Source organism: Orlajensenia flava, from assembly GCF_004801905.1.
In the GTDB taxonomy this organism is placed as follows: Bacteria; Actinomycetota; Actinomycetes; order Actinomycetales; family Microbacteriaceae; genus Orlajensenia; species Orlajensenia flava.
Genome location: NZ_SSSN01000013.1, coordinates 51,039 through 63,489 on the forward strand (window position 1 = coordinate 51,039; position 12,451 = coordinate 63,489).

Consider the following 12,451-nt stretch of genomic DNA (forward strand, 5'->3'; position numbering starts at 1 on the left):
CCATGAGTGAACTCATCCAATCGAACCTCGTCGTGCTCGACGAGGACCTCGGTCCCGAACGATCGGACGTCATCCGCGCGCTCGCGCAGCGCATCGCGGATGCCGGACGCGCCGACGCGGCCGGCCTCGCCGCCGACGCCTGGGCGCGCGAGGAGAAGTCGGCTACCGGAATCCCCGGCGGCATCGCGATCCCGCACTGCCGGTCCACCTCCGTCTCCGTCGCGAGCCTGGCGATGGCTCGCCTCAAGCCGCCGGTCGACTTCGACGCCGGCGACGGCCCGGCCGACATCGTCTTCATGATCGCCGCGCCCGACGGCGCCGACCAGGCCCACCTCGTACTGCTCGCCCAACTGGCCCGCTCACTCATGAAGCCCGACTTCAACGACTCCCTCCGCAGCGCGGCCAGCGCCGACGAGGTCGTCGCGATAGTGCGGGGCGCGCTGGACGCTCCCGCCGAGGGCGCCCCGCAGAGCGCTGCTGCGGCAGCGACGGCGACGGCCGCGACGGATGGCGAATCCGCCGCACGCCCATCGCTCATCGCGATCACCGCGTGCCCCACGGGCATCGCACACACCTACATGGCGGCCGACGCCCTCGTGGCCGCCGCTGATCGTGCCGGTGTCGAGCTGCACGTCGAGACGCAGGGCTCCGCCGGCGCCACCCCCGTCGCTCCGGACGTGATCGCGCGCGCCGGCGCCGTCATCTTCGCGGTCGACGTCGACGTGCGCGACAAGGCGCGGTTCGCCGGGAAGCCCGTCATCCAGGCTCCCGTCAAGCGCGGCATCGACGAGCCGGACGAGATGATCGCCGAGGCCGTCGCCGCGGCGAACAACCCGTCCGCGCCTCGCGTCGCAGCCGGCGCCGGAGGTGCGGCCACCGCGGGAGCGACCACGGCGGCGAACGAATCCGTCGGTGCCCGCGTGAAGCGCTGGCTGCTCACCGGTGTCAGCTACATGATCCCGTTCGTCGCCGGTGGTGGTCTGCTGATCGCCCTCGGCTTCCTGCTCGGCGGTTACGACATCACCGACAACGCCAGCAAGATCGTGCTCAGCAACGCGCTGTGGAACCTGCCGTCCGGCGGCCTCGGCGAGTACCTCGGGGCGGTCGCCTTCGTCATCGGCGCGGCATCCATCGGGTTCCTCGTGCCGGCGCTCGCCGGTTACATCGCCTACGCGATCGCCGATCGTCCGGGCATCGCGCCCGGATTCACGGTCGGTGCCGTCGCGCTGATCATGAACGCCGGCTTCCTCGGCGGTCTCGTCGGAGGCCTCCTCGCCGGTGCGGCTGCGTACTGGATCGGACGCATCCCCGCCCCGCGCTGGCTGCGCGGCCTCATGCCCGTGGTCATCATCCCCCTGCTCGCGTCGATCTTCGCGTCGGGTCTCATGCTGGTGATCCTCGGCGGCCCGATCGCCGTGCTCATGACCGGCCTGACCGACTGGCTGAACTCCCTGTCGGGCGTCGGCATCGTACTGCTCGGACTCATCCTCGGGTTCATGATGGCCTTCGACCTCGGCGGCCCGGTCAACAAGGTGGCGTACTCGTTCGCTGTGGCGGGACTCGGAGCCGGCTCGATCAACGACCAGACTCCATGGATGATCATGGCCGCGGTCATGGGTGCCGGCATGGTGCCGCCCCTCGCTATGGCCCTGGCGTCGACCGTGCTCGGTCGCGGACTCTTCACCCAGGTGGAGCGCGAGAACGGCAACGCGGCCTGGCTGCTGGGCGCGTCCTTCATCAGCGAGGGAGCGATCCCGTTCGCGGCGGCCGACCCGCTGCGCGTGATCCCCGCGTCGATCCTCGGCGGAATGACGACGGGCGCGCTCTCGATGGCGACGGGCGCCACCTCGCAGGCGCCGCACGGTGGCATCTTCGTGTTCTTCGCGATCGGCAACCTCGGCATGTGGGTGCTCTCCATCCTCGCCGGAACCGTCGTGTCGGCACTCGCCGTGGTCGCGCTCAAGAAGTGGGCACGACGCCGACCGGTCGAGACGGTGTCGACGACGGATGCCGGAGCCGTCGCGCCGGCTGCCATGCCCGTGCCGGCCTGACCGTCTCACGCCGAGGGGGGTCGACCGAGCGATCGGTCGGCCCCTCGCTCGCTCCGTCCGGGCGGCTCCGCATCCGTCCCGTCCCCGTGGCAGCGGTTTCCAGCGCGATGGGTTAGCCTGATGCGGCCATGAACGACTATCTGCCCAAGAAAGAGCTCGAGCCGGAACCCGACAAGAGGCGCGTGTCGAACGGCCGACTCGCCATCTGGCTCATCGTCGGCGGCGTGGCGGTCTACATGATCGTCTCGGGCATCATCGGCATCGTGTCCAAGTAAGCTGATCCCACGATGGACGACTTCTGGCTCAACGCGCTCTGGTCGATCACCCCGACCGTGCTGGTCGGGCTGCTCTTCTGGTACATCATGCGCGCCCTCATCCGCTCCGATCGCACGGAGCGCAAGGTGTACAGCGAGATCGAAGCGGAGGAGCGAGCCAAGCTCGGCCACGAGCAGCCTGCCCGCGACAAGCCGGCGACCTAGGCAGCGGCCGTGGATCCGTCCGACGTCTCCCTCATCATCGTCGTCACGCTCTTCCTGATCGATCTCGGCGTGCGCATAGCGGCCATCATCATCATTCCGCGCAACCGTCGGCCCACCGCGGCGACGGCGTGGCTCCTGGCGATCTTCTTCCTGCCGTACGTCGGCGTGTTGCTGTTCCTCCTCATCGGCAACCCGAAACTGCCGCGCAAGCGCCGGCAGAAGCAGCTCGAGATGAACCAGTTCATCCGAGACAACTCCGACGTGCCGGAGGGGCGGCAGAGCAACGCGCAGTGGCCGCCGTGGTTCGCATCCGTCGTGGAGCTGACGACCAATCTGTCGGCGATGCCGATCATCGACGGCAACACCGCCAGTCTCATCCCGCACTACCAGGACTCGCTGGAAGCGATGGCCGCCGAGATCGGCAAGGCGACCAAGTACGTCCACGTCGAGTTCTACATCCTCAGTTGCGACCAGACCACGTACCCCTTCTTCGACGCACTCGAGGCCGCGGTCCGTCGCGGGGTGAAGGTGCGGGTGCTCCTCGACCACTGGGCGTCCTCGCGCACCCGCGAATACAAGGCCACGCTCAAGAGGCTCACGGCGATGGGAGCCGAGTGGCACCTCATGCTCCCGGTGCAGCCGCTGAAGGGAAACAACCAGCGCATCGACCTGCGCAACCACCGCAAGATCCTGGTGGTCGACGGACGTAGCGCCTTCATCGGATCGCAGAACGTCATCGACCGCAGCTACAACAAGCGCGTCAACATCAAGCGCGGCCTCAAGTGGCAGGAGCTCGTCACCCGCATCGAGGGCCCGGTGGTCGACGCCCTCAACCTCATCTTCATCACCGACTGGTTCATCGAGTCGGACGAGCTCCTCGAGAAGGAGGTGGAGACACTCGAGTCGGTGGAGGATCCGCGCCGGCTGGAATGCCAGGTGGTGCCGAGCGGGCCGGGCTACGTCAACGAGAACAACCTCAGGCTGTTCCTGGCGCTGCTCTACAACGCCCAGAAACGGGTCGTCATCACGAGCCCGTACTTCGTGCCGGACGAGGCGATGCTCTACGCCATCACCTCGACGGTGCAGCGCGGTGTGCCCGTCGACCTGTTCGTGTCGGAGATCGGCGACCAGGCGCTCGTCTGGCACGCCCAGCGCTCGTACTACGAGGCGTTGCTGCGTGCGGGCGTCCGCATCTGGATGTACAAGTCGCCGTACATCCTGCACGCAAAGCACTTCACCATCGACGACGACGTCGCGGTGATCGGGTCGAGCAACATGGACATGCGCTCGTTCGGCCTCAACATGGAGGTCTCCCTCCTGGTGCGCGGCAAGTCGTTCGTGCACGACATGCGACAGGTGGAGGACGGATACCGGGCCGTGAGCAAGGAGCTCACGCTCGATGCGTGGAAGAAGCAGCCGCTGCGGTCGACCGTTCTCGACAACCTCGCCCGGCTCACCAGCGCCCTGCAGTAGCCCTCGGAGGTTACCGACACTCGAATCGAGCCAGGCGGAGGAGCCCGAACTGGACATCGTCCCCGGTGACGGAGCATGTGTGCCCGTCGTCCGCGAGACGCGACTTCGCGATGTCACGGTCGCCGCGGGTGAAGACCATCCACATCGTCCCGTCTGCCGTTCTGCTGGCCCGCGTCGTCACGAAAGGGCGAACTGAGACGACCTCGCGGAGGTCAACCAGCGGCTGATTGCCCGTGAGCAATCGCTGTCGCGTCGTCCGCTGGAGGTCTCCATCTCCCGATTGGTTCGCGAAGCCCGCAGCCACCCCCGTTTCGCTCGGCGTCTGGACGATCGCAAGCAGATCTCCGGGCTCCACCCGCTCGGCCGCGAGGTGGGCGATTCCTGGAAAGTCATCTACCCACCAGTTGGCTCGAAGGAGATCGAACGTTGTCGCAGCGCCGATCGTGACGGGCACGATGAGCAGCAGCCATAGGGCGGCTCCAAATGCATATCTTATCCAGCTGTCGCGTCCGACCTTGAATCGACGGAAGGCATCGGCGCAGAAGCCGAATCCCAGGGCGAGACCTAAGACGGCCGGAAGAAGATAGGCCGTCCGCAAGTACGGTGTTGCGAGCAGCGAGTACACCAGCAGAAGTGCCCAAGGCACTACGAAAAGCCCGACCGCGAAACCATACCGAGCGATCGTGAGCGTTCGGGCCTGGCTCCGCGGCTGGCGCAAGAGCACGACGAGCCCGACGCCGAGTGCGACGACGCTTAGGCCCAGAGCGACAGCCTCTGGCAGCTTGAACAGCGAGTCTCCCCGGTTGACGATGGCACTGCCGAGAGCGCCGAGAGCACGACGGACGTCCGGGCGAGGAATCCACGACACCTGTCCTCGCTGGCCGTAGGCGACGACCGCTATCGGCGCGAGGGCAGCGACTGCGAGAACCGTTGACAGGAGCCAGGACAGGACTCTTCGACGCGACGCACCGAGCAGGAGGAACGCGAGGGGCACGATGCTCAGCAGAGAGAAGAGGTGCATGCCACCCGCCAGGCCGATCGAGACGGCATACGCGAGCCACCAGGCGAGCGACCGCTCGGCTCGGGTGGCGCGATCCATGGCGAATGCCGCGAGGGCGACGAAGAAGCATGCCAACGCATACGGTCGCGCGGTGGCTGCCATCTGCACCGCGAACGGATTCAGGGTGAGTACGAACCCCGTCACCAGTGACGCCAGCGTGCCCCACCACTTCCTCGCCAGGAGGCCTGCGATCACCACCGTCCCGACCGCTGCGATCACCGATGCCAAACGCAGGCCCAAGGGAGAGGGAATCCCGATGATGGCCAGATGTTCGAGCCAGTAATAGAGCCTGAACACAGCGTCGACGTGAGAGAGGGCTGCGGCTCGATCGCCGCCATCGAGTACCGCGAACGACTGAGTCGCAACCTCGTCGCGCCACAGTGGGATCCGGACAGCCGACCAGGTAGCCATGACCGCCATAACAGAGGCCGGAAGCGCGATGGCTGTGACCTCTGCCGCCCGCTGACGGGATCGCTCGTTGACAGCGGCCATGGCGCCCAACCTATCCCGCATGAGGCCGAACGCGGCGCCCGCGTTCGGGGGTCAGGAGCGCGGCTTGAGGCGCACCGTCGGCATCGGCGGGGCGGGCAGAGGGGAACCGTCGTAGTCGACCTCGCCGAAGGGGCCGTACGGGTCCGCGCCCGCGATAACGTCCCCCTGCCACTCGGATCGGAACGCCACGATCTCCTCGTGCGTGCGACCGATGAAGTTCCACCACATGATGAAGCGCTCCTCGAACGGCGCGCCCCCGAGCAGGAGTGCCCGCGCGCCCGACTCTCCGGCGGACAGGTGAACCGACACCCGACCGGGAGACAGGTAGGCGAGCTCGGTGACGGCCGCCTCGACGCCGTTGACGCGGAGCGGGCCGGCGTCCACGAGCAGTCCGTGCTCGAACGTCGGGTCGAGGCTCAGTTCGGTGGAACCGAACGGCGGCAGGTCGACCTGCGCGCCGACGAGGGGAGTGAAGACGGATGCGTCGGGCCCGACCCCGGCGAACGTGCCCGCGAAGACCTGAAGTGACGCGTCTCCGACCTGCACCGGAACGGCCCCCCGCCGCTCGAAGAACGGCTCGGAGTGGCGCGCGTCATCGGGAAGCACGATCCACAGCTGCACGCCGTGCGGGGTGCCGGAAGCGGCCTGCGACACCTCCGAGTGCGAGATGCCGCGGCCGGCGGTCATGAGGTTGAGCGCCCCGGGCTGCACCAGGCTGAGGCTTCCGACGCTGTCGCGGTGCTCGATCTCGCCGGAGAACAGCCAGCTCGCGGTCTGCAGACCGGTGTGCGGATGCGGGGGCACGACCATCGGCTGAGCGGCGCCGTCCCCGAGGCCGTAATGGTCGGCGAAGCACCACGCCCCGATGGTCGGTCGACCGCGCTGGGGGAGGGTGCGGTGGACGAGCATCGCGCGCGCCCCGCCGAGCGGAACCTCGCGCGCCGTGAGCACCTCGACCACGTCCGGCCGGTCGGACTCGGGCGTGGTTCCGAGCACGAGCTCCGCCGGATCCTTCTCGAGGTTGCTCATGAACCGCATCCTATTGCCGTCGGGAACGGGACGTTAGGGTGAGGTATGCCTCGCCGGAATGTTGTCGCCGCGTTCGCGCTGGCCGCATCCGTCGCCCTCGTCCTCTCCTCGTGCTCTTCGGGAAGCGGAGGCAACGCCCTCGAGGACTACGCCGGCCCACCCAAGGGCGTCACCGGGTTGCCGACAGCCGAGGAGCCCTTCGCCGCATGGCTCGGCGACGGCAAGCGCATCGCCATCACCCTCTTCGGCAGCAGCGGATGCCCGCCCATCGTCAGCCGAATGATCGTGGGTGCGTCCAACTCCCTGCAGGCGACCGTGGAGAAGATCCCCGACGACAAGGTGTGCACGGCCGACTACGTGCCGCACACCACGGTGTTCACGACGCCCGAGCAGGTGAGCACCACCTCGGACGTGAGCATCCGCTTCACCGGTAAGCCGACGATCACGCTGCCCGCCATCCGCCCCTGAGGGAGCGCTCACGGCGACGGTGCGCCGAGGGCGAACACGGGCGAAACGGTGGCGACCGCTCGTTACTCTCGATGTATCGGCGACGCATCCGCCCGCGGAGCCGAGAGGAGTAGAAGATGTTCGAAAGATTCACCGACCGAGCTCGTCGCGTCGTCGTCCTGGCCCAGGAAGAGGCCAAGATGCTCAACCACAACTACATCGGTACGGAGCACATCCTGCTCGGCCTCATCCACGAGGGCGAGGGAGTGGCAGCCAAGGCGCTCGAGTCGCTCGGCATCTCGCTCGACGCCGTGCGCGAGCAGGTGCAGGACATCATCGGTCAGGGCCAGCAGCAGCCGACCGGTCACATCCCCTTCACCCCGCGCGCCAAGAAGGTGCTCGAGCTCAGCCTCCGCGAGGCCCTGCAGCTCGGCCACAACTACATCGGCACCGAGCACATCCTGCTCGGCCTCATCCGCGAAGGCGAGGGCGTCGCCGCCCAGGTGCTCGTGAAGCTGGGCGCCGACCTCAACCGTGTGCGCCAGCAGGTCATCCAGCTGCTCTCGGGCTACCAGGGCAAGGAGCAGGTGCAGGTCGGCGGGGCCAACGAGCAGCAGCAGACCCAGGGTGGATCGCAGATCCTCGACCAGTTCGGCCGCAACCTCACGCAGGCCGCCCGCGAGGGCAAGCTCGACCCCGTGATCGGGCGCGAGAAGGAGATCGAGCGGGTCATGCAGATCCTCTCCCGTCGCTCCAAGAACAACCCGGTCCTCATCGGAGAGCCCGGCGTCGGTAAGACCGCTGTCGTCGAAGGTCTCGCGCAGGCCATCGTGAAGGGCGACGTTCCCGAGACGCTCAAGGACAAGCAGCTCTACTCGCTCGACCTCGGCTCGCTCATCGCCGGAAGCCGCTACCGCGGTGACTTCGAGGAGCGCCTGAAGAAGGTCACGAAGGAGATCCGCACCCGCGGCGACATCATCGTCTTCATCGACGAGATCCACACGCTCGTCGGCGCTGGAGCGGCCGAGGGCGCCATCGACGCCGCCAGCATCCTGAAGCCGCTGCTCGCCCGTGGTGAGCTGCAGACGATCGGTGCGACCACCATCGACGAGTACCGCAAGCACTTCGAGAAGGATGCCGCGCTCGAGCGCCGCTTCCAGCCCATCCAGGTGGCCGAGCCGAGCCTGCCCCACGCGATCAACATCCTCAAGGGGCTGCGCGACCGCTACGAGGCGCACCACAAGGTCTCCATCACGGATGGCGCCATCGTGGCCGCGGCCAACCTGGCCGACCGCTACGTGAGCGACCGTTTCCTGCCCGACAAGGCCATCGACCTGATCGACGAGGCCGGCGCACGCTTGCGCCTCTCGATCCTCTCGAGCCCGCCCGAGCTGCGCGAGTTCGACGACAAGATCTCCGTCGTGCGGGCCGCCAAGGAGACCGCCATCGAGGAGCAGGACTTCGAGAAGGCCGCCTCCCTCCGCGACGAGGAGAAGCAGCTGCTCGGCGAGCGACTGCGCCTCGAGAAGCAGTGGAAGTCGGGCGACGTCAAGACCACCGCCGTCGTCGACGAGGGTCTGATCGCCGAAGTGCTCGCCCAGGCCACCGGCATCCCGGTGTTCAAGCTCACCGAGGAGGAGTCCTCGCGACTCGTCTTCATGGAGAAGGCGCTGCACCAGCGGGTCATCGGTCAGGAGGAGGCCATCGCGGCTCTCTCCAAGACCATCCGCCGCACGCGCGCCGGCCTCAAGGACCCCAAGCGTCCCTCGGGATCGTTCATCTTCGCCGGCCCCACGGGCGTCGGCAAGACCGAGCTCGCCAAGGCGCTCGCCGAGTTCCTGTTCGATGACGAGGCGGCCATGATCGCCCTCGACATGAGCGAGTACGGCGAGAAGCACACCGTCTCACGGCTGTTCGGAGCCCCTCCCGGCTTCGTCGGCTTCGAGGAGGGCGGCCAGCTCACCGAGAAGGTGCGCCGCAAGCCGTTCAGCGTCGTGCTGTTCGACGAGATCGAGAAGGCTCACCCCGACATCTTCAACTCGCTCCTCCAGATCCTGGAGGAGGGACGACTGACGGATGGCCAGGGCCGCCTCATCGACTTCAAGAACACGGTCATCATCATGACCACCAACCTCGGCACGAAGGACATCTCGGGCGGCCCGGTCGGCTTCCAGATGGAGGGCGACACGCAGACCAGTTACGACCGCATGCGCGGAAAGGTCTACGAGGAGCTCAAGAAGAACTTCAAGCCCGAGTTCCTCAACCGTGTGGACGACATCATCGTGTTCCCGCAGCTGAGCAAGCCCGAGCTGCTGCAGATCGTCGACCTCTTCATCAAGCGACTCAGCGACCGCCTGCTCGACCGCGACATGACGATCGAGCTCACGGTCCCCGCGAAGGAGCGACTCATCGAGGTCGGCTTCGACCCGGCCCTCGGAGCCCGGCCACTGCGTCGTGCCGTCCAGCACGAGATCGAGGATCGCCTCAGCGAGAAGATCCTGCACGGCGAACTGGGTTCCGGTGACCACGTGCACGTCGACTTCGTCGACAGCGAGTTCGTGTTCACCACTTCTCGCCGCGAGCTGCCCGCCGGTGCGGGGGTCGCCGCCGGAGCCTCGGTCGGCGCGGGATCGGTGACGCCCGACCTGGCCATCACCAGCGACTGACGCGTGGAGACTGAGGGGCCGGATGCTGAGCGCATCCGGCCCCTTCTCCATGCACCTGCACGTTTCCGTTCGCTTTGCTCCCGTATGCTGCACATCATGCAGGAGCGCGAGAAGAAGACCGAAGAGCGGGCGATCAATGAGGTCGTCGACCGTCTCGCGGAGAAGTACCCCGGCGTCGAGCGCACCACGATCGAGAAGATCGTGACCGAGGAGCATCTCGAGTTCAACGGAAAGCCCGTGCGCGACTTCGTGCCGGTGCTGGTCGAGAAGAGCGCCAAGAAGCGCGTCAAGGCGCTCGCCAAGGCCTGAAGCACGCGCCCGGTGATGTTGCGGGCGCGATCAGCCCGTGAACGCGGGCGTCAGCCGCGTCCCAGTGCTTCGGCGAGAGCCGCCTTGTTCATGCGTGAATACCCCGGGACGCCTTCGGACTGCGCACGTCCGCGCAGCTCGCGGAAGCTAGGCTCCGGCGCTGCAGGCGCGTCGACAACAGACGGTCGGACCGCTCGCGGCTTCCGCGGGGCAACCTTCGGAGCGGGAGCGGGCGTGGTGGGCTCGGGCCGGCTGGCCGAATCGGCTCCACTGGGCTGCAGGGGCTCGATCGTGTCGGACTCTTGGCGGACCCGGGCGGCAGCGGCGCGCGCGGCGGACTGGGCCTCCGCGCGCTGGGCGGGGGCCTGCGCTTCAGCGCGACCACGCTTCTCCGAGCTGCGATGCGCCTTCGCCGCCCGCTCGGCCTCCTCGACCGCTGCGGCGCGGCGCTTCACGCGCTTCACGGTCTTGGCGGCGTCCTTCTTCAGCGTCGCGAGCTTGTTGTCGAGTGCATCAGCTTTCTTGCGGGCGGCCTTGTCGAGCTTGCGCACCGCCTTCTTGGCGTCGTTCACGGCATCCTTCGCCGCGGACAACGCCTTGTCGGCAGCCTTCTCCGCCTTCTTCGCAGCCATCGAAGCTCCTCTCATCGGCGCCCCGTGGACGTGACGCGCTGATTCAACGCTACCGCCGGGCTCGGTACCCTTGCCGGGTGTCTTCGTTTTCGATTCGGACTGCGCGCACCGCTGATGTGCCCGCCATCGCGGCGCTCATCGAGCCGCTCGTGCGTCGGCGCATCCTGCTCGGCAAGGAGCGCGTGGTGTTCTACGAGGCCGTACAGGAGTTCCGGGTGGCGGTCACCGAGGCGGGCGACCTCATCGGCGCCGGCGCGCTCCACGTGATGTGGGAGGACCTCGGCGAGGTCCGAACGCTCGCCGTCGCGGACGACTGGCTCGGGCGCGGGGTCGGTCACGCTCTGCTGGAGACCCTTGAGACGGATGCCCGTGCTCTGGGGCTGTCGCGGCTGTTCTGCCTGACCTTCGAGGTGCCCTTCTTCGAGCGTCACGGATTCGTCGACATGGGCGAGGAGACCGTCGATCCCGCCGTCTACGCCGAGCTCGTCCGCTCGCACGACGACGGCGTCGCCGAGTTCCTCGACCTGGCCAGGGTCAAGCAGAACACCCTCGGCAACACGCGGATGCTCAAGCGGTTCTGAGCGCGGTAGGCAGTCGCACGAACCGCCGGTGACTTCAGCGGCACCGTCGGCATCCGCACCTACCCTGTGGGTATGTCGACGCTCAAGCATCCCGTCGGCCCTCAGTCCGAAAAGGTCTACTGGCGCCGGCGCCTCATCGTCGGTCTCGGCATCGCGGCCGTGATCGTCGTCATCTTCCTCATCATCGTGCGACCCGGTTCCAGCTCCGGCGAGCCGAATCCGACTGCATCGTCCGTGACGAGTTCGTCGTCCACGGCTTCGCCGAAGGCGACCACGGCTGCGACAACCATCCCCACGGAGAAGACGGATGCCGCCGGTGCGGCGTGCAAACCGTCGAACGTGCAGGTGACCGCCATCACAGACCACGACCATTACGCCGCCGGGGAGAACCCGCAACTCTCCCTGAGCATCGTCAACAACGGGACGAAGGCGTGCGTCTTCAACGCGGGCACCTCGAAGCAGGTGTTCACCATCACGAGTGGAACCGAGAAGTACTGGGTGTCCACCGACTGCCAGACCGGCGCCGTCGACGCTGAGGTCACTCTCAAGCCGGGAGTGCCGATCAGCTCGGCAGCACCCATCGCGTGGGACCGCACCCGGTCGGCCGCCGACACCTGCGACACCGCTCGCGACGCGGTGACGGCCGCAGGGGCGTCCTACCACCTGACGGTCTCCGTCGACGGTGTGAAGAGCGCGTCCGCGCAGTTCATCCTCGACTGAGGTCTCTCCCGCGCATTCGGCCGGACGCGAACGGCGACGGATGCCCCATGCCCGCCGGATACGCTGGGGTCATGGCATCCGCGTCGGGTAGGAGATCGGGCTCGACCGGGCGAGGTGCGAGCGGTGGAGTGGCCGCGCGGTTCCGGTCGCAGGCGCTCGCGGAGGCGCTGGAGCACCAGGACATGGCGGCGGTCGCCCTCGCGCTCCGCAACGGCAACACGGTCGTCCCGTTGGTCAAGCCGGGCCCCCGCGACAACCCCCTCGACGCCGGTGAGGTGTGGACCTACCGCTCGCCCGAGACCGGCGAGCTCGCGCTGCTCCTGTTCAGCGACGCCCGCAATAAGCCCGCCAACCTCCCGCCATCCGTCGGGCTGCAGTCGCCGTCCTGGCTGCGCGCGTTCCTGGGAGCCAACGCCGAGATCATCACGACGGTGTTCCTCGACATCGCCGGCCCGCACCCAATGCAGGCGACACCTGCGGAGATCCTCCGAGCGCTCGACGCCTGACGGCGT

13 protein-coding genes are annotated in these 12,451 nt (G+C 67.7%); 10 read left to right on the forward strand and 3 right to left on the reverse strand.

The window, feature by feature from the left end; all coding sequences use genetic code 11:
• The first annotated feature begins 2 nt into the window (after positions 1 to 2).
• From E6C70_RS14580 to cls, 4 genes are all read left to right on the forward strand, one after another.
• Positions 3 to 2,051 (forward strand): PTS fructose transporter subunit IIABC, encoded by a 2,049-nt coding sequence (locus E6C70_RS14580; protein ID WP_136425288.1) that lies wholly within the window; start codon positions 3 to 5, stop codon positions 2,049 to 2,051.
• Positions 2,052 to 2,179: 128 nt separating this feature from the next.
• Positions 2,180 to 2,326 carry a hypothetical protein gene (locus E6C70_RS16765; RefSeq protein ID WP_168770976.1) on the forward strand — a complete coding sequence of 49 codons (147 nt, stop codon included), beginning with the start codon at positions 2,180 to 2,182 and terminating at the stop codon, positions 2,324 to 2,326.
• Positions 2,327 to 2,338: 12 nt separating this feature from the next.
• The gene (locus tag E6C70_RS14585; RefSeq protein WP_136425289.1) at positions 2,339 to 2,530 is read left to right on the forward strand and encodes a hypothetical protein; all 192 of its coding nucleotides are present in this window, start codon (positions 2,339 to 2,341) and stop codon (positions 2,528 to 2,530) included.
• A 9-nt stretch (positions 2,531 to 2,539) separates the two neighbouring features.
• A complete protein-coding gene (gene cls, locus E6C70_RS14590) occupies positions 2,540 to 4,003 on the forward strand; it encodes a cardiolipin synthase (protein ID WP_136425290.1) in 1,464 nt (487 codons plus the stop codon).
• A 10-nt stretch (positions 4,004 to 4,013) separates the two neighbouring features.
• On the opposite strand, the gene E6C70_RS14595 is transcribed toward cls, so the two are convergent.
• Together E6C70_RS14595 and E6C70_RS14600 are read right to left on the reverse strand one after the other, a co-directional pair.
• A complete protein-coding gene (locus E6C70_RS14595) occupies positions 4,014 to 5,555 on the reverse strand; it encodes a glycosyltransferase family 39 protein (protein WP_168770977.1) in 1,542 nt (513 codons plus the stop codon).
• A gap of 51 nt (positions 5,556 to 5,606) precedes the next feature.
• Positions 5,607 to 6,584, reverse strand: a complete 978-nt coding sequence (locus E6C70_RS14600; RefSeq protein WP_136425292.1) for a pirin family protein — start codon at positions 6,582 to 6,584, stop codon at positions 5,607 to 5,609.
• A gap of 45 nt (positions 6,585 to 6,629) precedes the next feature.
• On the opposite strand from E6C70_RS14600, the gene E6C70_RS14605 reads away from it, so the two are divergent.
• The 3 genes from E6C70_RS14605 to E6C70_RS14615 all read left to right on the forward strand — a co-directional run bounded on the left by E6C70_RS14605 (position 6,630) and on the right by E6C70_RS14615 (position 10,006).
• Positions 6,630 to 7,052: a hypothetical protein gene (locus E6C70_RS14605; protein ID WP_136425293.1), complete on the forward strand. Its 423-nt coding sequence runs from the start codon at positions 6,630 to 6,632 to the stop codon at positions 7,050 to 7,052.
• A 116-nt stretch (positions 7,053 to 7,168) separates the two neighbouring features.
• A complete protein-coding gene (locus E6C70_RS14610; RefSeq protein ID WP_136425294.1) occupies positions 7,169 to 9,697 on the forward strand; it encodes an ATP-dependent Clp protease ATP-binding subunit in 2,529 nt (842 codons plus the stop codon).
• A 96-nt stretch (positions 9,698 to 9,793) separates the two neighbouring features.
• Positions 9,794 to 10,006 (forward strand): three-helix bundle dimerization domain-containing protein, encoded by a 213-nt coding sequence (locus E6C70_RS14615; RefSeq protein ID WP_136425295.1) that lies wholly within the window; start codon positions 9,794 to 9,796, stop codon positions 10,004 to 10,006.
• Between the two features lie 50 nt (positions 10,007 to 10,056).
• On the opposite strand, the gene E6C70_RS14620 is transcribed toward E6C70_RS14615, so the two are convergent.
• Positions 10,057 to 10,638 (reverse strand): hypothetical protein, encoded by a 582-nt coding sequence (locus tag E6C70_RS14620; RefSeq protein WP_136425296.1) that lies wholly within the window; start codon positions 10,636 to 10,638, stop codon positions 10,057 to 10,059.
• A 77-nt stretch (positions 10,639 to 10,715) separates the two neighbouring features.
• On the opposite strand from E6C70_RS14620, the gene E6C70_RS14625 reads away from it, so the two are divergent.
• From E6C70_RS14625 to E6C70_RS14635, 3 genes are all read left to right on the forward strand, one after another.
• Positions 10,716 to 11,219: an amino-acid N-acetyltransferase gene (locus tag E6C70_RS14625; protein ID WP_136425297.1), complete on the forward strand. Its 504-nt coding sequence runs from the start codon at positions 10,716 to 10,718 to the stop codon at positions 11,217 to 11,219.
• Positions 11,220 to 11,291: 72 nt separating this feature from the next.
• Positions 11,292 to 11,939 carry a hypothetical protein gene (locus E6C70_RS14630; RefSeq protein WP_136425298.1) on the forward strand — a complete coding sequence of 216 codons (648 nt, stop codon included), beginning with the start codon at positions 11,292 to 11,294 and terminating at the stop codon, positions 11,937 to 11,939.
• A 47-nt stretch (positions 11,940 to 11,986) separates the two neighbouring features.
• Positions 11,987 to 12,445, forward strand: coding sequence for a dehydrogenase (locus tag E6C70_RS14635; protein ID WP_235833553.1), 459 nt, complete (start codon positions 11,987 to 11,989; stop codon positions 12,443 to 12,445).
• Positions 12,446 to 12,451 lie beyond the last annotated feature (6 nt).